This is a genomic window from Catenulispora yoronensis (assembly GCF_039531695.1).
Classification (GTDB): domain Bacteria; phylum Actinomycetota; class Actinomycetes; order Streptomycetales; family Catenulisporaceae; genus Catenulispora; species Catenulispora yoronensis.
Genome location: NZ_BAAAQN010000012.1, coordinates 111,251 through 133,381, shown reverse-complemented (window position 1 = coordinate 133,381; position 22,131 = coordinate 111,251). Strand labels below are relative to the sequence as shown.

The 22,131-nt window shown below is 70.4% G+C and carries 19 protein-coding genes and 1 pseudogene; 8 read left to right on the top strand and 12 right to left on the bottom strand.

Going from position 1 to position 22,131, the window contains the following annotated elements:
- Window position 1: 1 nt before the first annotated feature.
- The 4 genes from ABD481_RS12985 to ABD481_RS12970 form a co-directional block, all read right to left on the bottom strand.
- Window positions 2-1,957, bottom strand: coding sequence for a hypothetical protein (locus tag ABD481_RS12985; protein WP_344665861.1), 1,956 nt, complete (start codon window positions 1,955-1,957; stop codon window positions 2-4).
- Window positions 1,954-2,973 (bottom strand): PD-(D/E)XK motif protein, encoded by a 1,020-nt coding sequence (locus tag ABD481_RS12980; RefSeq protein WP_344665860.1) that lies wholly within the window; start codon window positions 2,971-2,973, stop codon window positions 1,954-1,956. The genes ABD481_RS12985 and ABD481_RS12980 overlap by 4 nt, the downstream gene beginning before the upstream one ends.
- Window positions 2,970-5,549 carry a Z1 domain-containing protein gene (locus tag ABD481_RS12975; protein WP_344665859.1) on the bottom strand — a complete coding sequence of 860 codons (2,580 nt, stop codon included), beginning with the start codon at window positions 5,547-5,549 and terminating at the stop codon, window positions 2,970-2,972. Before ABD481_RS12975 ends, ABD481_RS12980 begins: the two co-directional genes overlap by 4 nt.
- A gap of 185 nt (window positions 5,550-5,734) precedes the next feature.
- Entirely contained in the window at window positions 5,735-6,163 is a 429-nt protein-coding gene (locus ABD481_RS12970) for a very short patch repair endonuclease (protein WP_344665858.1), read from the bottom strand.
- Between the two features lie 171 nt (window positions 6,164-6,334).
- On the opposite strand from ABD481_RS12970, the gene ABD481_RS12965 reads away from it, so the two are divergent.
- Window positions 6,335-6,619 (top strand): hypothetical protein, encoded by a 285-nt coding sequence (locus tag ABD481_RS12965; protein WP_344665857.1) that lies wholly within the window; start codon window positions 6,335-6,337, stop codon window positions 6,617-6,619.
- Here the strand turns inward: ABD481_RS12965 and ABD481_RS12960 are convergent.
- Window positions 6,616-7,230 carry a PadR family transcriptional regulator gene (locus ABD481_RS12960; protein ID WP_344665856.1) on the bottom strand — a complete coding sequence of 205 codons (615 nt, stop codon included), beginning with the start codon at window positions 7,228-7,230 and terminating at the stop codon, window positions 6,616-6,618. The two genes, ABD481_RS12965 and ABD481_RS12960, sit on opposite strands and share 4 nt — an antisense overlap.
- Before the next feature lie 152 nt (window positions 7,231-7,382).
- Between ABD481_RS12960 and ABD481_RS12955 the strand changes: the two genes are divergently transcribed.
- Both ABD481_RS12955 and ABD481_RS12950 read left to right on the top strand, forming a co-directional pair.
- Complete coding sequence (locus tag ABD481_RS12955; protein ID WP_344665855.1) at window positions 7,383-8,297, top strand: SDR family NAD(P)-dependent oxidoreductase; 915 nt, start codon at window positions 7,383-7,385, stop codon at window positions 8,295-8,297.
- Window positions 8,294-9,265, top strand: coding sequence for an SDR family NAD(P)-dependent oxidoreductase (locus ABD481_RS12950; protein ID WP_344665854.1), 972 nt, complete (start codon window positions 8,294-8,296; stop codon window positions 9,263-9,265). The genes ABD481_RS12955 and ABD481_RS12950 overlap by 4 nt, the downstream gene beginning before the upstream one ends.
- Here ABD481_RS12950 and pdxR read toward each other — a convergent pair.
- Entirely contained in the window at window positions 9,262-10,635 is a 1,374-nt protein-coding gene (gene pdxR, locus ABD481_RS12945; protein WP_344665853.1) for a MocR-like pyridoxine biosynthesis transcription factor PdxR, read from the bottom strand. The two genes, ABD481_RS12950 and pdxR, sit on opposite strands and share 4 nt — an antisense overlap.
- Window positions 10,636-10,704: 69 nt before the next feature.
- Between pdxR and ABD481_RS12940 the strand changes: the two genes are divergently transcribed.
- Both ABD481_RS12940 and ABD481_RS12935 read left to right on the top strand, forming a co-directional pair.
- Window positions 10,705-11,718 carry a DMT family transporter gene (locus ABD481_RS12940; RefSeq protein WP_344665852.1) on the top strand — a complete coding sequence of 338 codons (1,014 nt, stop codon included), beginning with the start codon at window positions 10,705-10,707 and terminating at the stop codon, window positions 11,716-11,718.
- Between the two features lie 93 nt (window positions 11,719-11,811).
- Complete coding sequence (locus ABD481_RS12935; RefSeq protein WP_344665851.1) at window positions 11,812-12,753, top strand: SURF1 family cytochrome oxidase biogenesis protein; 942 nt, start codon at window positions 11,812-11,814, stop codon at window positions 12,751-12,753.
- Here ABD481_RS12935 and ABD481_RS12930 read toward each other — a convergent pair.
- Complete coding sequence (locus ABD481_RS12930) at window positions 12,734-13,705, bottom strand: VOC family protein (RefSeq protein ID WP_344665850.1); 972 nt, start codon at window positions 13,703-13,705, stop codon at window positions 12,734-12,736. The two genes, ABD481_RS12935 and ABD481_RS12930, sit on opposite strands and share 20 nt — an antisense overlap.
- 287 nt (window positions 13,706-13,992) lie before the next feature.
- On the opposite strand from ABD481_RS12930, the gene ABD481_RS12925 reads away from it, so the two are divergent.
- Window positions 13,993-14,565, top strand: a complete 573-nt coding sequence (locus ABD481_RS12925) for a transposase (protein WP_344665849.1) — start codon at window positions 13,993-13,995, stop codon at window positions 14,563-14,565.
- 97 nt (window positions 14,566-14,662) lie between these two features.
- Here the strand turns inward: ABD481_RS12925 and ABD481_RS12920 are convergent, their stop codons facing one another.
- The 3 genes from ABD481_RS12920 to ABD481_RS12910 all read right to left on the bottom strand — a co-directional run bounded on the left by ABD481_RS12920 (window position 14,663) and on the right by ABD481_RS12910 (window position 18,277).
- Entirely contained in the window at window positions 14,663-15,613 is a 951-nt protein-coding gene (locus ABD481_RS12920) for a hypothetical protein (RefSeq protein ID WP_344665848.1), read from the bottom strand.
- Between the two features lie 88 nt (window positions 15,614-15,701).
- Window positions 15,702-16,193: a SigE family RNA polymerase sigma factor gene (locus ABD481_RS12915; protein WP_344665847.1), complete on the bottom strand. Its 492-nt coding sequence runs from the start codon at window positions 16,191-16,193 to the stop codon at window positions 15,702-15,704.
- Window positions 16,194-16,393: 200 nt separating this feature from the next.
- Entirely contained in the window at window positions 16,394-18,277 is a 1,884-nt protein-coding gene (locus tag ABD481_RS12910; RefSeq protein ID WP_344665846.1) for an ABC transporter ATP-binding protein, read from the bottom strand.
- Window positions 18,278-18,399: 122 nt separating this feature from the next.
- Between ABD481_RS12910 and ABD481_RS12905 the strand changes: the two genes are divergently transcribed.
- Both ABD481_RS12905 and ABD481_RS12900 read left to right on the top strand, forming a co-directional pair.
- The gene (locus tag ABD481_RS12905; RefSeq protein WP_344665845.1) at window positions 18,400-19,251 is read left to right on the top strand and encodes an SGNH/GDSL hydrolase family protein; all 852 of its coding nucleotides are present in this window, start codon (window positions 18,400-18,402) and stop codon (window positions 19,249-19,251) included.
- A gap of 147 nt (window positions 19,252-19,398) precedes the next feature.
- Window positions 19,399-20,085: pseudogene (locus ABD481_RS12900) on the top strand (hypothetical protein); the annotation flags it as partial.
- 466 nt (window positions 20,086-20,551) lie between these two features.
- Here the strand turns inward: ABD481_RS12900 and ABD481_RS12895 are convergent.
- Window positions 20,552-21,328, bottom strand: coding sequence for an enoyl-CoA hydratase/isomerase family protein (locus ABD481_RS12895; protein ID WP_344665844.1), 777 nt, complete (start codon window positions 21,326-21,328; stop codon window positions 20,552-20,554).
- 227 nt (window positions 21,329-21,555) lie between these two features.
- Window positions 21,556-21,774 carry a helix-turn-helix domain-containing protein gene (locus ABD481_RS12890; RefSeq protein ID WP_344665843.1) on the bottom strand — a complete coding sequence of 73 codons (219 nt, stop codon included), beginning with the start codon at window positions 21,772-21,774 and terminating at the stop codon, window positions 21,556-21,558.
- Between the last annotated feature and the right edge of the window lie 357 nt (window positions 21,775-22,131).

The following is a 22,131-nucleotide window of genomic DNA, read 5'->3' as shown; positions in this document are numbered from 1 at the left end:
TTCACGAGTTACGCACCGCCTCGGCCCTGATACCTATCTCGGTCATGGTGTCCGGTGCAGGTCGCACCAGAGCCCGCCACACCATGTCGCCCCCGTGCGCTTCGAGCGCCGAGACGGTATGAAGATTGCCCTCGGCGTCCTCCCAACCGATCAGCTCCGGTACCGGCGCCCCGCTCGGCGGCACGGCCTCCCGTGCCCCGACTCCGGGCACCACCACGGCGAGGTCGATCCTGATCCGTTGCCGGACGGGAGCCGGAAGACGGAACTCCTGGACGAGCACGCTTGCGTCGTTCCACTCGTCGAAGTAGGGCTCGCCGATGTACTGCACACGGGGGCGGGGCGGTTGCGGAACCTTCGGCGGGAAGTCCGGGCCGTCCTGTGGCCCGAACGAGCCTCCGGCGGCGGTGGGCCCGTTCTCCGTACGGCGCGCGGCTTCGACCTTGGATTCCTCCCCCCGCCGCCCGGGACGAGCGGCCACGGCCGTGCTTCCGGGCTTCCCGTAGTCGGTCGCCCCTCCCGTCCCCCACGTACCGCCCACGAGCCCGGAGAACATCGAACTGGCAGCTCCGAGTGCGATCTTCGCCGCGCCGCTCCTGGCGGTCCCGCGCAGGCCCAGCAGGCCGTCCACAGCTTCCCTGATGCGTCGGAAGGTGGTTCGCACGTAGGTGCTCTCGGGATACTCCAGCGACTGGTGGTTCCAGGCATCATGGGTCGGCGGCTCAGCCTTCGCATAGACGTCGTCCATCACGTCGTGGCTGCGAAACACGCCGGCATAGCCCTGATACTCGCTGGGCGGCTTCGGACCGGCCCAGTAGGTCACCACCAGTTCCGCGGGTCGCATGAGACAGACATGGTGGACCATCGGCCCCACCCCCGCCATGTTCGAGGCGAGCGTGGCCTCCATCGGTGGCATGGTCCGGGTCACCAGTCCCAGGCGTCCCAGTGGCTTGCTCGGCTTGAGACAGACGAGCTCTTGACCATCGGGCCCGGACATCTGCTCGTACGCGTCGACGAACATCCTGAGGGCCCGAACCCCACGAGGATCGGGAACCTCGCGCTCCACGCCGTCGCAGGCCACAGTGAACCGGATGGCGGGCAGGTCGTCGCCCGCCGCGACGATCATCTTCGGCCACAGCTGCCAGGCAATGCTCTCCGCCATGTAGTCGGCCGCCGCGGTGGGAGTCAAGGTGACCTCGTCGCGGTTCAGGACCGGATCGATCACGACGACGGTCGTGCCGGTCTCCCCGGCCGCGAACTTCCGCAGACCGAGGCGATGCGCGACGGCATCGGCTTCGGCATCCACCAGCGGTTCGACGATCTCACCCGACATGTCGCCCCACCAGTGGCGCCCTGTGAAGCGTCGCTCGCCGCCCTGATCGTCCGAGAAATAGCTCCTCCACATCGCACACGCCATCAGACGTGTCTCGTATCCGCCGCTCCCGGTACGGCACCGCGTGTAGAGCAGCACTGTCCCAGCCGCCGAAAGCAGGTAGAAGATGGCTTTGCCGAAGCCATAGGTGCCGCCGCCACGAATGGTGTCCCTGGGCTCGCCTATGTTCCGGACGAACGACACGAAGTCGCGGGCCCCGTCGACCACCTTGTCGGCCCGAGTCGGACCCCCGAGACCGTTCGTGCCGCGGTCCGAGACCGCCAGCATCCGCACAACGTTGCCGCGCAGCGATTCCCGAAGCGGAAGATGGACGCCCGCCGGCGCTCCGTTGAGCAGCAGGTCGCGCCAGTTCCCCAGATGGGCCGGGCCGACCGTCCACAGGTCGATGCGGTAGTCGACGGGCGTACCGGAGTCGGCGACACGCGCGTCCCAACTGTTCTGCGCCGACTCGCGGACCAGAATGGTCAGGAGATCCAGTTCGGGTCGCCCGAGTTGGTTGCGGATGCCCTCGGCCGCGCTCGCGCCTTCCGCGGGGTAGGGCTGCGAGTACCAGGCCGGCGCGATCACACGGGCTCCATGAGCATGGTGCGCATCGCCGCGTCCACCTGATCCTCACTCACGGGTGCGGGCGAATCCCCGGACAAGTCGACCGTGTAGTCGACATCCAGAACCGACACCTCTATCCCGGCCTCCGACAATTGCAGTCCCGTCAGTTTCGGAAAAGTATCGTCGACGCGGTACCAGCGCTCCTCGGTCGCGAGGAATCGCAGGTCCCGATAATAATCCGCGTCCCCATGGTGGTATCCCGCACGGACCAGGAGGTCGAGCACCGCGATCTCGTCGTCGCACAGATGCAGGGCGCGGTCCACCAGGTCGGCGACCCCGACACCCCCGTCGGCCACACGTTCGATCCGGTGCCAGGCGAGCCAGAGATCCCCGTCCGGCGGCGGCTCCAGCTGCCCGAGACCGTGGATCCGGGGCCTGCGGGCCTCGCCGTGCAGCCCGGCCTTGACCTCGATCGCCACGTTCACGCTCGCGAAGTCGTGCCGGTACCCCTGCGGGCCCCGCCAGAACCGGTGGGCACTCGTCTCCTGCTCCAGGAGCCGGTTCAGCACCAGCAGCTCGCCGAAGAGTCCGGCGAGCTGGTCCGGGCCGAGCAACGCCTGCTGCGGTCGGAACAGGGCCTTCCATCGATTGATCACCCGGTACAGCGCCTTCAACGGCGTGTCCGGCATTTCCTTCGTGGCCTCCAGGACGTTCGTGCAGAGCAGGGTGAACAGATCGTCCATGTCCCGACGGAGGCAACCGAGGTCCGCGTAGCTCTGATAGCTGTCGGGCCCTTCGAGCGGACGCTTGCGCAACGACAGCACCGGCCCGGCCAATCCGCCCCGCACCTTCTGGTTCGAGGCGATCGGCACCATCACATGCCGGTTGCCCTCGAAGTCCACGGCCGCCAGCAAGGGCCCGGCCGCGGTGTCCACCCCGAGCTCGGCCACGCGCAGCCGGTGCTCACCGGTCGCCTGCTCCGTCCCGAGCTCGGCCCAACGCCGATCGACCAAAGCACGCAGAGTGTCGTCGGTCATGCGACATCGCCCTCGATGAGACGTGCGAGGTCTTCCTCCTCCTCGATCTCGGCGGCCCTGACGCCGGACAGGTCCGCGGAGACGTAGGCCGCGCTGTCCGTGCCGCTCGGGTCGGGGAAGACCAGGCCCACACCCATCACATGCTCCTCGGCGTCCAGCGGCCGGCGTTGGGGCTTGTCCGGACGGGGCTCGGACCGCTTGTCGATCGGATAGAGGACCAGCAGTCCGGTCTCCGGCAACTGCTCCCGTCGCTTCGTCATGATGTCGGCCTCGGAGAGCTGCGAGACCTCGCCGGCCAGGTCGACGGCCGCGTCCCGACGGCTCATGAGGGTCTTGATGTCGGCGAAGTCGTCCGGCGCGGTCCGGCCGTGCTCCGGCGCCAGCCGGGCGCGGTTGATCCTCCCGACCTGGATTCCGGGTGCGAATTCGAACTCGTCGTCCCGAGTGCGGGCCGGTGTGCCGACGATCGCGACGTTCCATCGGGCCAGCGCGCCCGCGGTCCGCACCCGCCGCTTGATGTAGTCCCTGATGAGCTCGGAGTCGCTCTCCAGGGAGTTCTCGTGGAAGGTGTAGTCGGCGAGGAACTCCAGCACCAGATCGTGGGGCACGTTCCGGAAGACATGGCGCCCGTCCGCGGACCGGTCGTCATGTGCCGAACTCTGACCGACCGCCTTGGACACGAGCGTCCGAGCCGCGTCGATGTTGCTCGACAGCCACTGTGCGTTCGTCTTGAAGTAGTGCGTCTGAACGCGTTTGCCCCCGTAGGACGCCGCGGCCGTGACCGCCGCCTTCATCTTGGCAGCGGCGGTCACCCGCAGATCGGGGTGAGTGCGCAGACGTACCGCGAAGGACAGGGGAGTCTCGGCCTCGGTCATGTAGCGATCGATGTCGCGGCGCATCTCGGTCTCGACGGTCGCCAGGTGGCGGAACCACCCGGCCAGTTCGTCGGTCATCCAGATCCGCGGCAGATCGGCGTAGCCGTCCCGGAATCCGAACCACCTGCCCATTTGCAGCAGGGTGTCATAGGCCGACGCGGCCCGTACGAAGTAGCTCGTCGACAGACCCTCCAACGTCAGACCCCGGGACAGCGTGTTCCCGCCCACCGCGATCGCGACGACGGGGCCGTTCTCGTAGTCGAGTCGATCGTCACTGTCCGAGTTGTCCTTGATGATGCGGCAGTCCGCGAGCACCCCGGGCAGTTCGGGAAGCAGAGTGTCGAAGTCGACCTTCTTCTCCCCGAAGTCCGCCGCCGCCACCTTGGCGGTCTCCCGCTCCCACAGCGATCGCAACTCGGCCTTCATCTTGTCGCCGGACAGCGAATTCGCAGTTCCGGCCTTCAGCAGTCGCAGCGGCCGGTCGAAGCTGTTGTGCACGGCAGTGTTGACGCTGGTGTGGATGAGCATCGTGTTGTGGGGGTTCCCGGTGGCTCGGACCCGTCGGGCGGCCGCTGCCAGCCAGAAGTAGAGAATCGCCTCGCGCAACGTGTGCGTGATCGTCGGCTCGAAACCCTCTATGTCGTCCCTGGAGGCGGGTCGGACGCAGTCCACGTCGGCCTTCGGGATCGACCGAATCATGTCGTGGCCGTCGTCGACGGACTCCGGGTCCTCGCCGTCGAGCGCATATCTCCCGAACAGGACCTCGGTGCCGAAATGCCCGCTCGGCTTGGGGAGGTTGACGATGAAGTCCTTGGGATAGAGATCCTCGGCCGCCGGATCGATGAGCAGATTGGCGAACGGTGATGCCGTGTAGCCCACGTACGCGGAGCGCGGCAAATGCGACAAGATCTCAAGGATGAGGGGGTTGATCGTCTTCGTGGCGACCGTCGCCTGGTCCGCCTCGTCGTCGATGATCAACGCCGGACAGTCCTGCAGATGGTCGGCCGCCTGCCCGAGCCAGCCGACGAGCCTTCTCAGCACGGTGGCGTTCTTCTTCACGACGCACAGTACGTGGGTCTTGTTGCTCGTCCCGAAGAAGGAAGCCGGGTGGCCGACCGGACGGAAGTCCTGGTGCAGGTCCGTGAGCTGGGACCATCTCGCCGGGTTCGGCTCCACCAACTGGCTGATCAAGCGGGCCTGCGTCTGGCGTCTCAAGCCGTTGTGGATGCCCGTGAGGACGATGAACAGCTTGTATCCGCGGTCGGCCGCCTTGGCCATGACCGACGTGAAGTTGGTGGTCTTGCCGGACTGGACATACCCGACGACAAGTCCACGCGCGTCGAACGTCTTTTCAAGAGGGTGGTTCAGCAGTGAGACGATCCGCGTGGAAGCCTGGTCCAGGCTCGTGACCGCGGGGTCCTGGGGCCAGCCTCCAGCCCGGAGCAGGTCGACCATGGCCGGCCAGTAGCGGTCGCCCGCGCGCGGCCCCGTGTACCAGGTGTCCCGATTGCCGAGCACAACGGTCCGCGGTTCTTCGAGCTCTTTGATCCGAATCGTCTGCAGCTCGTGCTTCTCACGAATCCGCTGGACGGTTTCCGATGGAACGCCGAGCATCTCCAGGCGCTTGACCGCCTCGGCCGGAGGAAACATGTCGACGAACGCCTGGAAGGTCTCGTAATTGCTGTCGAAATCGTCACCCATGGACGTCTGTTTCCCCTGGATTTTGTTATGTCGAGGCCCGTTGCTTGCCACCCGCACATGGGAGCGATGCTCGCAGACAAGCGATGACCACACTATCGACCCGGACCCACTGCGCACCGCGACCGTCACCATGTCGACACAGCAGCGTTCCCACCGAACTGAATGGACGGTCCGCCCCCTCGGGATCAGGGCCGACGAGGTTTCCGGCGGCCGTTCACTTCCGTGACGATCCGATCGACGATGTCCTCCGTCGCCTCGTGCTCCCAGAAGCGGAGGACCGTCCATCCCAGCGAGGCGAGGTGATCGGACGTCTCGCGATCACGAGCCATGTTGCGGTCGAGCTTCGTCCGCCACCAGTCCGCGTTCGACTTCGGACTTGTCGCATGTTCCGGGCATCCGTGCCAGAAGCAGCCGTCCAGGAAGATCGCCACTCGCGGCCCCAGGAAGGCTATATCCGTCGTCCGTCGTGCCATTCCCGGGATACGTCCGTGAACGCGATAGCGAAACCCCTTGGCATACAACGAACGACGCACGGCCATCTCTTGCGTCGTGTTCCGGGAAGCCTGACGACTCATACGAGCGGCGACTGCCTCGGACGACGCAATGGATGCCATACAAACCAGTATCCACCGCGGCGTCACGCCCAGGATCCGGATTGCGCAAGCCGGTCGGGCGAACGCCACCCACGACCGTCACCGGTTCGGCTCGCACGAGATGCACCCGACCCTCGTTGCTCCGACGCTGGACCCGAGCACGCGATTCCCTCTTGGAAGGATCCACCTCCCATGGCCGTCTGCGAAGTCTGCGGCAACGACTACTACATGTCCTTCGATGTCATCGCCGCCGGAGTCAAGCACACGTTCGACTCCTTCGAGTGCGCGATCCACCGGATGGCGCCGACCTGTGAGCACTGCCGGTGCCGCATTGTCGGCCATGGGGTGGAGTCCGACGGGAAGTTCTATTGCTGCGCGCATTGCGCTACGGCGGCTGGGGCTGACGGTATCGCTGACCATGTGGACCATAAGCCGCATCCGGGGCATCAGGACTTGGTTGGGGCGGCGGGCGCTTAGGGTTCGGTGTCCTGTTGGTTGGCGGGCGTCGTCGGTGGGGTGCCGGCGGCGCCTTGTTGGTGTTTGGCGGTGCCGAAGTCTTCGGCGGTCATGATGTCTGTTTCCTGGGCCCATTGCGCCCAGCCTGCCAGGGCTTCGTTGATGCGGATCCCGGCTTCCAGGGCGATGCGCATTGCTCGTGTCTGGGTGCTTGTTCCCCAGTCGCCGCGGTCCTTGGTTGCCGCGTAGCCGCGGAGGGCGGCGGCGGTTTCGGCGAAGAACAGTTGTTCCTTGGCCAGGTGGGCCTTCAGGTCTTCGGGGTCCATGAGCCAGAAGAAGTAGGCGCGGAAGAGGGTCTCCATCCGGAAGGTGTGGTCCACTTCGACCTCGGCCAGCCAGCGGCGGACCTCGGCCAGGCCCTCGTCGGTGATGCGGTACGCCTTGCGGCGGCGGGGGCCGGTGCTCTCGACCTCGATCAGGCCGGCGGTCTCCAGGCGGGCCAACTCCGAGTAGATCTGCGGGTGCTGCGCGGGCCAGACCGAGCCGAGTGCCTCGGAGAAGCGGCGGGCCAGGTCGTAGCCGCTGGCCGGGCCTTCGGCGAGCAGGCCGAGCAGGCCGTGGCGCAGCGACATCGGCGGGTTCCTCCTGGTGCATGGACTGGGCGGTCGGGCTGGGGACGGGCTGGGCGGGGGCACTCGGACACATCTTGACACAGCGGTCGCGACATGTAGACGATGACATGTACAGACAGACATGTTGCGAGCGAAATATTGGAGGGGTTGCCATGGGGGACGGCGAGACACGCGCTGTTCTGCTGACCGGGGCCGGTGGCGGGGTGGGCCGGGCCGCCACGCAGGCGTTGGCCGATCGGGGGTTCCGGGTCTACGCCGCGGTGCGAGGCCCGGTGCGGGGCCCGGTGCGAGGCCCGGGGCTAGGCCTGGCGTCGGGCCCGCTGCGAAGCTCCAGCGGAGGACTTCCGCAACACCCGAACATCCGCCCCCTCCAGCTGGACGTCACCGACCCCGAAAGCGTGGCCTCGGCGGTGGCCTACGTACTGGGCGACGGCTGCACCGCCCTGCACGGGATCGTCAACAACGCCGGGATCATCGTGCAAGGACCCCTGGAACTGGTGACGCCCGAGGATCTCCACCACCAGTTCGACGTCAACGTCTTCGGCCCCGTCGCCGTCACCCAGGCGTTCCTGCCGCTGCTGCGCTCCGGCAACGGCCGCCTGATCAACATCACCGCCGCCACGGCCCGCGTCGCCGGCCCCTTCTTCGGCCCGATCTCGGCCAGCAAGGCGGCGCTGCAATCGCTGTCGGACGCCCAGCGCCTGGAACTCGCGCACTGGGGCCTGCCCGTGGTCGTGATCGAGCCGGGGCTCCTGGACACGCCGATCTTCGACAAGGCGTCCGCCGCCGTCGCGAAGGCGACCGCCGCGCTGACCCCGTCCCGGACAGCGCTCTACGAAGCGCAGGTGCGGGCCGTCACCGCATCCCTCGCCAAATCCAAGGCATCCCCGCCGTCGATCGTCGCCGACGCCATCGTCAAAGCCCTGACCGCGCGCAAGCCGAAGCCCCGCTACACCGTCGGCCCGGACACCCGCCTGCTCGGCCTGCTGGCCCGACTGCCTCTCCGCACCCGCGACCGGCTGCTGGCCGGCGTCATGGGCCTGAACAAGGTCCCCGCCGCGCAATGAAGCCGCTCGCCACCTCCACCCCACGCACCATCGTGTTCGTCGGCGCCACCTCGGGCCTCGGCCGGGCCAGCGCGCTCCAGCTGGCCGCCGCCGGGCACCGGCTGATCCTCGTCGGCCGGGACGCACGACGCGGCGCGAGCCTGGTGCAGCAGATCAGCAGCCGAACGCCGGCCTCACCCGCGACCCGCCCTCCGGCCTTCCTCGCCGGAGACGTCTCCACCCGCGCGGGCATCGAAGCCGTCGTCAGCCGCATCCGGGACGAGACCGACGCCGTCGACACCCTCGTCAACAACGCCGGGGTCATGGTCCCCCGACGGACCCTGACCGCCGAGGGCATGGAGCTGAACTTCGCCGTGCACCACCTGGCCCCTTTCACCATGACCGCGCTCCTGCTGCCGCTGCTCGCGCGCGGGGCCGGCCGCGTCGTCAACACCAACTCCGAGGGCCACCGCGCCCCGCTGTTCGGGGCCGGCGACGTCCGCCTCGACTTCGACGACCTGCAGTCGAACCGCGGCTACAGCACCTACCTCGCCTACAGCCGCTCCAAGCTCGCGAACCTGCTGTTCACCCTCGAATTCCACCGCCGCCTCCCGGCCTTCGAGACGGTCGCGGTGCATCCGGGCATGGTCCGCACCCGCCTGGTGCGCTCCATGCACCGCCCCGGATTCTGGCTGCTGAGCACCGCGACCCGCTGGATGCTCTCCTCACCGGCGAAGGGCGGCGAACCGCTCACCGAGCTCGCCACGGCCCCGGCGGTCCGCAACGGCGAGTACTACAACCGCAGCCGGCCCGTGGCGCCGTCGCCGCACGCCCACGACCGGGAGGCTGCCGAGCGCCTCTGGCAGGCCACTGAGGCGCTGCGCGGCCCCTTCCCGGCGAAGACTGCAAGGCCTCGACGAGACAGCTCGCCCCCGGCCGGCAACCCGCTCCCAGCCGACAACCCCCTCCCGACCGGACCACCGGTCTAACACTCCCCCGCCGCCGCTCCCAACCGCCGCGCCGCCTCCACCAGGCGCCCCGGGGCCAGTCCCGCGTATCCCAGCACGAGTCCCGGCGGCCCCGGGGCGAACCGCAGCGGCCCGAGCGGCTGCACCCGCACGCCCCGGGCCTCGGCGGCGGCCGACAGCGCGTCCTCGTCGCTGCCCTCCGGCAGGTCGACCAGCACGTGCAGGCCCGCCGCCACGCCGCGCACCTTCCATCCCGGCAACTCCTCGGCCAACCCGCCCAACAGCGCGTCACGCCGCTGGCGGTACCGGCGGCGGATGGTACGCAGGTGGCGGTCGTAGGCGCCCTCGGCGATCAGGTGCGCCATGGCGAGGTGGTCCAGGACCGAACCGCCGAGGTCGCTGTCCTGGCGGAGCCCCCGCATCCGCGCGCCCAGCTCCGGCGGCGCCACCGCCCACCCCAGGCGCAGCGACGGCGCGAGGGACTTGCTGGTCGTGCCCAGATACAGCACCCGGTCCGGCGCCATGCCCTGGAGGCAGCCGACCGGGTCGCGGTCGTAGCGGAACTCGGCGTCGTAGTCGTCCTCCAGGATCATCCCGTCCACGGCGCGCGCCCAGGCGATCAGCTCGGCGCGGCGGGCCGGCGCCAGCACCACGCCGGTCGGGTACTGGTGCGCGGGTCCGGCGAACACCACGGTCGCGTCGGTGCGCCGCAGCTCGGAGACGACGAGTCCGGACTCGTCGACCGGCACGCCGATGAGCCGCATTCCGGAGGCCGCCATCATCCCGCGCGGCCGGTCGGCCGACGGGTCCTCGACCGCCAGCACCCGGTGGCCGCGTTCGTAGAGCGCTTGGAGGCCCAGTGCCAGGCCGTGCGCCGAGCCGTTGACGGCGACCACGCGGTCGGGCGTGGCGTCGGCGGCCCGGACCCGCCGCAGATACGCGGCGATCTCCTCACGGAAGCGCGGGACGCCGCCGGGGTCGCCGTAGCCGAGGTCGGAGTGCGGCAGGTCGCTGAGCACCCGGCGGAGCGCCGCCACCCACGCCGTGCGCGGGAAGGCGGCCAGGTCCGGACGGCCGGGGGTGAGGTCGAAGTCCGGCACGGCCGGCTGCTCGGCCTCCGGGGCGGGCGGGGTGTCCGCCACCGCGTGGCCGCCCGCCACCCAGGTCCCGGCCCCGGGCCGGCTGAGCAGGTAGCCCTCGGCCACCAGCTGCTGGTAGGCCTCGACGACGATGCCGCGCGAGAGCCGCAGCTCCGCGGCGAGCTGGCGGCTCGGCGGCAGCACGGTGCCGCCGGCGATCCGGCCCGCGCGGATGCCGTCGCGCAGCCCGGCGACCAGCTGCTCGACCAGCCGGCCCGCCGCGCGGTCCAGTGCCACCAGGATCTCGGCCATGGATTGGTCCCCTAAGCACGCTATCGATTGGTCCTTACTCACGGACCAATCCAAGCTTAGCCTCGCAGCATGTCGACGATCACGGAAGAGGGTGCACTGGCGGCCGGCTTGTCCCTCGTGCCCACCACCTCCCCGGCCACGGCCATCACGGCGGACATCGCGGCGGCCATCACGGCGGACCCCGCCACTGGCACCGCCGCCAACTCCGCAGCCCGGCCCCGCAGCGCCCGCCACGTCCTCGAAGGCGCCCTGGGCATGTCGATCCTCGGCGCCTCCACCGCGGTGAGCGCCCGCCTGACCGACTACCCGGTGCTCGGCGGCCAGGCGCTGCGCTACATGCTCGCCTCCGCGGTCTTCGCCCTCATAGTCCGTCGCCGCAATCTGCCCCGGATCCGCCCGACCGCCCGCGAGTGGCTCCAGCTGGCCATGCTCTCGGCGGCCGGGCTGGTCCTGTTCAACATCTTCGTGCTGGCCGCGCTCCGGCACACCGACGCCGCCACCCTCGGCAGCGTCGTCGCCTGTTCCCCGCTGGTGCTGGCGATCGCCGGACCGCTGGTCACCCGGTCCGGCCAGCGGATGCGGCGCGGCGCGGTCCTCGGCGCGGCCGGGCTGGTGGTCGCGGGCAGCGCGATGGTGCAGGGCTTCGGACACGGCAGCGCGATCGGCCTGGTGTTCGCCGTGCTGGTGCTGGCCTGCGAGTCGCTGTTCTCGCTGCTCGCGGTCCCGCTGCTGCCGAAGTTCGGGGAGCTGCGGGTCTCCGCCTACCTCTGCGTCATCGCCGTCCCGGCCCTGCTGATCGCGGGCCTGGCCACGGACGGCACCGCGATGGTGCGGATGCCCACGGCCGCCGAGGCCGCGGCGCTGTTCTACCTCGCGCTCCCGCTCACCGTCGGCGCCTTCCTGCTCTGGTACCGGGCGCTCAGCGGCCTGGGCCCGCAGCGCGCGGGTCTGCTGATCGGCGCGGTGCCGGTGTCGGCCTGCGCGGCCAGCGCGGTCCTCGGCGTCGGCACGCCGGGCGCGGCGCAGCTCGCCGGGGTGGCGGTGGTGGTGCTCGGCATCGTCACCGGGCTCAGGCGGGGCTGAGACCGCCGACGGGGCCGGGGCCGCCCATCGGGGCCGAGGCGATTAGTACGACCTGGCGCCGGACGCCGCGCGGGGGTCGGGTAACGTCGGCGCGTGTACCGTTTCGTCTTCTCGTGGCGCTGGGTCCGCCTTCATGTGCTGATCTGGCTGGTCCTCATCCCCGCCTTCATCGGCCTGGGGATGTGGCAGCGGGGCCGCTACCACGAGCGGAAGGCGGAGAACGCGGTCATCAGGACCGCCATGGACGCCGCGCCGGTCCCGATCGAGGGGGTCGACGCGGTCGGGGCCCCGGTGGTCCGGACCAGCCGCTGGAAGCAGGTCACGCTGGCCGGCGTCTACGATCCCGGACACCAGTTCCTGGCCCGCAACCACCAGGTCAACGGCAATCCCGGGTTCTGGATCATCACGCCGCTGACGTTGTCCGACGGCACCTCGGTGCTGGTGAACCGGGGCTGGATCCCGACCGACAGCGCCGACCAGCAGCAGTCGCCGGCCATCCCGGCGCCGCCGGCCGGCCGGGTGGCGCTCACCGGGCGGCTCCAGCAGTCCGAGACCAAGGGCAACACCGGCATCCGCGACGTCACCTCCGGGCTGCCGGCCGGCCAGATCAGCCTGGTCAACACCGACTCGCTGGCCGCCAAGACCGGCCTGACGCTGCGCGGCGGCTACACCGAGGTGATCACTTCGCAGCCGGCCGACGCCGCGCGGATCACGCCGATCGACAAGCCCTCGCTCGACGAGGGACCGTATTTGTCGTACTGGTTCCAGTGGTGGCTGTTCTGCCTGATCGCGATCGGCGGTTGGGTGACGATCATCCGGCGCGAGGCCCAGCACCGGGTCCGCGAGGCGGCCGAGGCCGCCGAGGACGACGAACTCGATGAACTCGACGAGTCGGACGAGCCCGCCGAGCCGACCACGAAGCCCGCCGCGCAGCCCGCCGACGCGAACGCTCCGGACCCGGACCCAGACCGGGCCAACGCCAACGCCCCGGACCCGGCCACCGCCACCGCGCCCGCTACCGCGCCAGCGCCCTGAGCACGTCGGCCAGCTCCTGCGTCGGCTCGAACCGGATCCCGTCCGCGCCGCGCTGCGAGCCCTGCCGGTACAGCACCCCGTCCCGCCACCAGAACAGCTGGTCGCTCACCGGACCGACCCCGGACTCGTACTGCCGCCGGGCCAGCCGCAGCAGGCCCCCGGCGGCCGGCACCGCCTCCGGACCCCGGACCGGGTGCGCCGCGAACAGTCCCCGATTCGGTATCACCACCAGCGCGCCGTTGCTGTCGACGGGCACGTAGTCGGGCAGCCAGAAGGAGTGCGTCGGCACATAGCCGGAGCCGCCGCGCACCACCGTGATCCCGACGCCGTCCGCCTCCAGCCGCCGGGTCTCCAGCAGCCCTTCGCGCCGCACGTTCTCCCGTGCCGTGCGGTACGCCTCGCGCGCCGTCACCTTCCACCGGGCCAGGTCGCCGTAGGCCACCGGGCCCTCCTCGGGCCGGTACCAGCGCACGCCGGCGCCCAGCGGATCGCGCAGCGGCGACGGCGGCACCAGCTCCAGCACCTCCACCAGGCCCTCGGCGCAGAACCGGTGCTCTATCCCGGCCAGCGCCGCCGAATCGGCGTCCTCGCCGCCGAACAGCCGGGCCCGGATCCGGCCCCGGACCGAGGCCCACTCCGAGTCGTGGTCGCCGGTGGCGGACACCGACGAGGCGTAGAACCCGGTCGGGTCCACCCGGGCCAGCACCAGCTCCTCGACCAGCTCCGGCCAGTCCGCCTTCTCGGCGACCTCCATCCGCCGCTTGAGCGCGGCCAGCGGCCACCGCCCCCGGTGCGGCCCGTAGACCTCGATCAGCCCTTCTTCCACGATCGACCAGGCGCAGCCCCGGCGGCGCAGCTCCACATCGAGCAGACCCACCATCGCCACCGCGACCGGATCCCCCTCCGGCCAGCTCCTGCGCGCCTCGGCGGCATGGCGTCCGTTCGTTCCCACTTGCGGTTCCCCCCAAGAAGAGAGTCGTCGTACCGGCTTGCAGAGCAGCCCCCGGCTACCCCCGATCGCACCCCGCACTCAACATTCTGACGAAACCCGGACCCGTAAGGTTGCCGAACCATGCCGATCTAGTCCCCACCTAGTCCTTTCGGCGTATAAGCGCCAGCCATCCCACCGCGGCAACCCAGGGCCCACACTAACGCTACGCGTCGCGCACGTCTGCCTCCAATGGGTGACAACCGACCCGAAAGCGTGACGTCTGCTGTTTCGACCGCGTTGGGCGATACGTGCCCCACACCCCACCGCGCATCGACCCGCCCGACGTACACAGCGCGGTCCTGCTCGGCGTCCCGGCCCCCCGCCGCGACCCGGCCACCACCAGCGCCAACACGCCGCTGCCCCGGCTGCGCCGGACCGGGCATCCGGACCCGGTGGTGACCGACCGGGCCTGGGAGCGGATCAGCGCCCTGCTTCCCGAGCGCCCGCGCCGCCGCCGCAACCCCGGCCGCAAGCCGCTGGACGACCGGGCCGTGCTCAACGGCATCCTGGTGGTGCTGGGCCGCCGCATCGGCTTCGAGAAGCTGCCCCAGGAGCTGGAGTACGGCAGCGGCATGACCTGCTGGCGCCGGCTGCGCGACTGGCAGCGCGCCGGCATTTGGCCCGACATCGCGCGCGTGCTGCGCGAGGAGATCCCCGAGGCCCGCCGCATCGACTTCGACCGCGTGATCGACTCCGGCGAGAGCGGCGAGACCGAGGGCGAGACCCGGGTGGCGCGCCGCCCGCGCTCCACCACCCTGGTCCGCCAGCCGTCCCCGGTGGCGATGGAGTTCGGGTTCACCGCTTTGCGCAAGAGCCGCTGACGCACCGGCGGGGTGTCCCCGGGACGGCGGTCCCGGGGACACCCCCTTCCGACCCCTTCCGGGGTCGCGGCGCCCGGCCATCAGGTCGAACGGGGTGCTAGTAGGGCGTGGATTCGAGCTCGATCGCGGTCTGCGCCTGCGCCACGAAGTCCGCGCCCATCGACGCCTCCCAGCGCGAGTCCCGCGCGATGGACAGCAACTGGTCGCTGGTCAGCGGCAGGTCGGCGCGGTCGGGCCCGGCCAGGCCGTTCCCCGGACCGTTGGTCTCCAGGACCATCACCCGCGAGCCGTCGGTCCGGGTCAGCTCGACACCGCGCGCGGACTTGGCCAGCTTCACCTCGGACGTGCCGGTGACCCCCGGCGTGTCCCACCGGAAGACGTCGCCGCCCGGCGGCACCTTCTTCTTCGGGTCGGCCTGCTTCTTCGGGGGCAGCGTGTAGCTGACCGAGATGGTGGTGTGGTTCCAGTAGAGGTCGCCGAGGAACATGGTCTTCTGCGCCTCCCCGGGGTTCCCGGTGGGCGCGTAGCCGAACGTGTGGCTGAAGTCGCCCGGGCCGCCGACCCTGGTGACGTTCTGCTCCAGCAGCAGAAGCATCGACTGCGCGGTGGTGCGGGCCTGGCCCGAGGGCACCGGCGGCAGATCGCCGATCTCCGACGATTCGTACTCGGTGGGCAGCTGTCCGGAGGTGCTGGTGCCCGGCAGGGGCGTCGACGTCTCCGTGGCCGGCGTGGCCGGGGACGTGGTCGGCGTGGTCGGCGTGACAGCCGGAGTCGGCGGCGCAGTGGTCCTCGGCGCGGCCACCGCGCCCACTCCCGGGCCGACCGCCGCCGGCGCGCCGGGGCCCGAGCCGACATGCCCGGCCGCGAACACCGCGCCGACCGCGACCGCGGCCACCCCGGCGGTGCCCGCCGTGAGCTGGACGATCGTGCGACGGCGCCGCCGCCGCTCGCCGGCCGCCGTCGCGGCGGCCACCAGCGTGCCGATCGGCGGTCCGAGCTCCGCGTCGAGTTCCGCGTCCAGCCGGGCGCGGAAGTCCTCTTCCTGCATCTGGTCCTCCATGAGACGAATAAGTGATCTGCGTCGGTGGGACGGTGAGCCGGCCGGCGCCCGAGCTCGAAGGACGCCGGACCGGAGCTCACCGGTCGGCCAGGAACTCCGTTCCGAGCTGCGCGCGCAGCACTTGGAGTCCCCGGAAGCACAGGCTCTTTACCGAGCCGGGCGAGGTGCGCATGATCTCGGCGACGTGCTCGACGCTGCGGTCCTCCCAGTACCGCAGGACCAAGGCCGCGCGCTGGTTCGGCGAGAGCGTCGCCAGCGCGTCGAGCAGCGTCAGCCGCAGATCGGCCTGGTCCTCCCGGCCGACCCGCTCCGGCACCTCGGCGATCGGCCGCTCGGTGGAGCTGAGCCGCCGCCGCCCGCTGAGGAACTCGCGGAGCAGGACCTGCCGGGCATAGGCATCGACGCTCTCGCGCCGGGAGATGCGCGGCCAGGCCACGTACACCTTCGCCAACGCCGCCTGGGTCAGGTCTTGAGCCTGGTGCCAATCCCGGCACATGAGATAGGCGATGTCGCGGAGCCGCTTGGCCGAGGCGGCCGCGTACTCCGTGAACTCTTCCCTGGCTTCCAACCTGGGTCCCCCGGCGGTGTGAAGGGCTGTTCTTCCGACTGCAGTCACCGGTAGAGATGCGGTGGCGGCGGGTTCGGGTGCGGTCCGATCCGCGGGGAGCTCGCAGAAGTCTGCGAACGACGACTGCCGCCTCGCGGGCGCGACCCTGATCCAGGTCGCGCCCGCGAAGCGGCAGTCGGAATGCGGACCGATCCGATCCGCTAGGCCGGAATGCCCTCCTGCCCCTGGAACTGCACCCGGTAGAGCTCGGCATAGAGCCCGCCCGCGGCCAGCAGCTCCTCGTGCCGCCCCTGCTCGACGATCCGGCCGTCCTCGACCACGAGGATCTGGTCCGCGTCCCGCACCGTCGACAGCCGGTGCGCGATCACCAGCGACGTCCGGCCCTGGAGCGCCCGCGCCAGCGCGCGCTGCACCGCGGCCTCGGACTCCGAGTCCAGGTGCGCCGTGGCCTCGTCGAGCACGACCACGCTCGGCGCCTTGAGCAGCAGCCGGGCGATGGCCAGGCGCTGCTTCTCCCCGCCGGACAGCCGGTAGCCGCGGTCGCCGACCACGGTGTCCAGGCCGTCCGGGAGCGTCCTGACCAGGTCCAGGATCTGCGCGTCCCGCAGCGCGTCGACCAGCTCCTCCTCGGTCGCGGTCGGCCGCGCGTAGAGCAGGTTGCCGCGGATCGTGGTGTGGAACATGTGCGCGTCCTGCGTCACGGTCCCGACCGTGGCGTGCAGCGATTCCAGCGTCACGTCGCGGATGTCGACGCCGCCGATGCGCACCGCGCCCTCGGTCGGGTCGTACAGGCGGTTCGCCAGCGACGTGATCGTCGTCTTGCCGGCTCCGGACGGCCCGACCAGGGCCACCATCTCCCCCGGCGCGGCCCGGAAGGTCACGCCGCGCAGCACCTGCGCCGACGGCGCCTGGTCCAGCCGCGCCACCGACTCCAGCGACGCCAGCGAGACCTCGTCCGCGGCCGGGTACCGGAAGGCCACGTCCTCGAACTCGACGGCGACCTGCCCCTCGGGCACCCGCCCGGCGTCCGGCTTCTCCTTGATCATCGGCTCCAGGTCCAGCACCTCGAACACTCGATCGAAGGACACCAGCGCCGACATCACGGTGATCCGCACGTTCGTCAGCGCCGTCAGCGGCCCGTACAGCCGGCCCAGCAGCGCCGCCAGCGCCATCAGGGTGCCCAGCGTGATCGACTTGCTGATCGCCAGGTGGCCGCCGATCAGGTAGGTCAGCGCGGTGGCCAGCGAGGCGACGAGCGACAGCACGGTCATGAACGCGGCGCCGGTCAGCGCGATCGTGACGCCTGCGTCCCGGACCCCGGCCGCCTTCTCGGCGAACTCCGCGTCCTCCTCCTCGGGACGGCCGAACAGCTTGGTCAGCAGCGCGCCGGAGACGTTGAAGCGCTCGGTCATCATCGCCGACATGTCGGCGTTCAGCGTCATCTGCTTGCGGACCTGGCCCTGCATCCGCTTGCCGACGCGCCGCGCCGGCACCAGGAACACCGGCAGGAGCAGCAGCGAGAGCAGCGTGATCTGCCAGGACAGGTAGAACATGGTCCCGGCGACCAGCACCAGGCTGATCACGTTCGAGACCACGTTGGACAGCACCGAGGTGAACGCCTGCTGCGCGCCGATCACGTCGCTGTTCAGCCGGGAGATCAGCGCGCCGGTCTGGGTCCGCGTGAAGAACGCGATGGGCATCCGCTGCACATGCGCGAAGACCCGCGTACGCAGGTCGTAGATGAGCCCTTCACCGATCCGCGAGGACAGGAACCGCTGCACCAGCGACGCCCCGGCATCGGCCACGGCCACCGCCGCGATGATCAGCGCCAGCCGCGTGACCAGGCCCTTGTCGCCCTTGAGCACCCCGTCGTCGACCAGCTGCTGCGACAGCAACGGCGGCAGCACGACCAGCACCGCGTCCCCGACCACGACGGCCAGGAACAGCCCGATCAGCAGCCGGTACGGCCGCGCGATCCCCATGATCCGCTTGATGGTCCCGGGAGCGAGCTTGTGGTTCAGGATCTCCTTGTCGTCCCGGCCTCGGGCACCCCGCATCATCATCCCCATCTGGGGGCCACCCATCGACACCAGCGTCACTCCCTCTCACAGCGGCGCACCCGCGCAGCCACATGGTCAATGCGAAAGCACCGGTCCGCCATTCCCGCCATGAACCTGGAAACTACCGCCGCTAAAATCTGATCACCATGGACTTCACGACGCTGAATGCCCGCCAGGGCAAGCTCATGGTCTCGGTCGGGGACTCCTTCACCGAGGGCATGTGCGACGACGTGCTGCCGGACGGCAGCTTCCGCGGCTGGGCGGACCGGGTGGCCGAGCGCCTCACCCGGGACGACCCGGCCCTGCGCTACGCGAACCTCGCGGTCCGCGGCAAGCTTATCGGCCAGATCGAGCACGACCAGGTGCCGGCCGCCGCCGCCCTGGACGCCGACCTGGTCACGCTGGCCGGCGGCCTCAACGACGTGCTGCGTCCGCGCTGCGACATCGAGCTGGTCGAGGCCAAGCTGCGCTCCTGCCTGGAGCAGCTGGCCACGGACAAGGCCACGATCGTCATGTTCCGTCCGACCGACCCGCGCCGCCGGATGCGCGGCTCGCAGCGCCTGATGCCCAACACCAGGCACCTGATGCGGCTGGTCGACGAGTTCGCCGAGTCGCACGGCGTCGTGGTCGTGGACCTGTTCACCGCGCAGGTCTTCGACGACCCCCGCCTGTGGGCGGAGGACCGTCTCCATCTGTCGCCCGAGGGACACCGGCGGGTCGCCGAGGCGGTGCTCCAGGCGCTGGGCGCCGAACCGGACTTCGACTGGCGTGCCGAGCTGCCCTCGGCCCGGCCCGCCCCCTGGCTCCGGGCCCGCCGCCAGGACCTGCGCTGGGTCCGGATCTACCTGCTGCCGTGGATCGGCCGTCGGCTGCGCGGCAAGTCGTCGGGCGACGGGCGTGCGGCCAAGCGGCCGCGGCCGGCACCGGTGACACCGGTGACACCGGTCACACCGGCGACCGCGGGGGTCTCGACCGAGCCCATGACGCCAAAGCCCTGATGCGCTGAGGCGCTGACGCCCCAACACCCCGAGGCCCGGAGGCGCCCGCAACCCGCCCATACCGGTCGGAGTTGTCATCCGACCGCGCTTCCACAAAAATGGCGCGGTCCCGATCAGTCCAGCGACCGACAGACAGGCCCTTCACCCATGGACACGCTCCTACGCCTGGGCCGCCGGGCCCGCGGTGAGGTTCCCCCCATCGCGTGGCTCATCCTGCTCCTGGTCTTCGTGACCGAGTACTGGTGGTGGCACAGCCGCGTGAAGCTCTGGGACGGCGACGCGCTCTACTACGTGGCGGCCGCCCTGAAGTTCGCCGGTCACTCCACCGACGAGGCGCTGCGCCAGACCGGCGTCTTCTTCCACCAGGAAGACACGGTCGACCGCATCCGCGGCACCCTCACCGGCGTCGCCGGCCAGCCGGGCGCGGGCGCGCACAACCTGGAAGCCCCCCGCTTCTTCTACTCGTTCCTGGCCGTGCCCTTCATCTGGGTCTTCGGCGCCAAGGGCATCTGGATCGTGTCGCTGCTGTGCGCGCTGGGGTTCCTCTACGTCGCGATGCGCCTTCTGACCCGCCTGTTCGGGGTGCAGCTCGCCCTGGCCCTGCTGCTCCTCTACCAGATCGCCTACAGCTTCTGGTTCTTCCAGACCGGGCTCTACACCGAGTCCCTCGCGGCCCTGCTCATCGTGCTGATCCTGACCAGACTGCCGCTGGGCCGGACCACCACGCGCAACGACCTGATCTGCATCGGCGTGCTGCTCGTGGTCCTGGCCTTCACCCGGCAGACCGTCCCGGTCCCGGCCGCCGCGATCGTCTTCGCCTGGCTGTGGACCGCGATCCGCACCAGGACCTGGGGCCGCGCCAACGAATGGGCGGCACCGGCCCTGGTCGCCGGGGGCGTCGGGGTCGCCGCCGTCGGCCTGGTGAGCACGCTGTTCCCGTTCAACGAGCTGCGGCACTACTCCGAGGTCAACCACCTCGGCAACGTCGCCTACGTCAAGGCGCACCTGGGGCAGACGCTCGGCAAGATCCCGGGCCTGGTGGTGGACATGTTCGCGCGCGAATTCCGGGGCGCCTTCGCCGGCGACCACGGCCTTCAGGTGCTCTGGCTGCTGACCGCGGTCGCGATCCTGTGGCGCCTGCGCGGCGTCTACGCGGCCATGGTCGTCGGCTCGGCGCTGGCCTGCGCGTTCCTGAGCATCCTGGACGCCACCGGGCGCACCTCGCTGCGCTACTTCGTGCCGATGTACCCGATGGCGCTGCTGCTGATCGCGGACTTCTGGCAGTCCCGCGACTGGAGTCTCAGGACTCTCCCGTCCCGGCCAGGTCCCGGAACCGCCGAGTCTGAGCCGCCCGCTCCGCAGCCCGCTGCTCGTCGTACGACCGCCCCGACGCACCCCGCAACAGAGCCTTCGACTCCGTGACCGCCCCGCGCGGGGCGGCCAGCAGGTCCGCGGCCAGCTTGGCGGCCGCGGCGTGCAGCTCCTCGCGCGGCACGACATGGTTGGCCAGGCCGATCCGCAGCGCCTCCTCGGCGTCCACATACCGCGCCGTGGCCACGATCTCCAGCGCCCGCGGGTAGCCCACGGCGTCCACCAGCGGCTGCGTCCCGGCCAGGTCCGGCACCAGCCCCAGGGCCGGCTCCTTCATGCAGAACAGCACGTCGTCGGCCACGATCCGGAGGTCGCAGGCCAGAGCCAGCTGGAAACCCGCGCCGATGGCGTGGCCCTGCACCGCCGCCACCGTGATCAGGTCATTGCGACGCCACCACGTGAACGCCCGCTGATACTCCTCGATGGTCGCGTCGACCTCGGAATCCGAAGCGGCGGCGAACGTCCCGAAGGCCTCGAACATCGACCGGTCCAACCCGGCCGAGAACGACTTGCCCTGCGCGCGGAGCACCACCACCCGCACCGTCCCCGGCAGCGCCGCACCCACCGCGGCGAGCGCGGCCCAGAACTCCGGGGTCTGCGAGTTCCGCTTCTCCGGCCGGTTCAGCGTGACCGTCGCGGACTCCCCCTCCAGCACCGCGTCGATCCCGGCCGACGCGGCCTGCTGTGTCGTATTCTCCCAGCTCATCACGGTCTCCCACGGTCCCGGCAGCGGCATCCTGACGTGTCGGAAAGCGAGACTACCGGCCGGTAACTTGTTCCGCCACCGGGAGGCCCCACAATGGAGGGGTCGGCAGGACCTGGAGCGCCGACACGGCAAGGGGCGGGGTGCCCATCACGCACCCCGCCCCTCGCACACCGATTGGCTGCCCGAAAGCTCTGACGAGCCCAGCCGACCGGCTCACGTCACGTCGGTCAGGCGGTCTTCGCCTTGCCACGCGTCGCGCCGCCCCGGCCCCGCAGCGTCACACCGGATTCACTGAGCATCCGATGCACGAACCCGTACGAACGACCCGTCGACTGCGCGAGGGCGCGGATGGACTCACCCGCCTCGTACTTCGCCTTGAGGTCGATCGCTAGCTGCGACCGCGCGTCGCCGGTCACCCGGCTGCCCTTCTTGAGAGTCTCGGCCACACGTGCCTCCTGGAGTGGATGTGCGCTCTAGCTACACATGATCACCCCTCGCAGCGCTCTTGGCCACCGATTCGGCGATGTTGCCCATAACATCAATGTCACGTCGCCCGATCCGACGAGCGAATCACTCCGATTTGTCCGGCTATCGCATGATCCAGCTCCCGCATCGAATCAGCCCACGATGAAACATCCCGGGTTCCCGCGGCGCCGGCCACCGTCGCGCCACGCGGGCGGACACGGGCCGGGCCGGGCCGTCCGCCGCAGCTCTGGGCGGCAAACGGCGGCCGCGCCGGGGCGCCCGGCAGCGGGGCGGCCACGGATTTCGTATCAGAGAACGTGCATGATTCCGGAAGGATC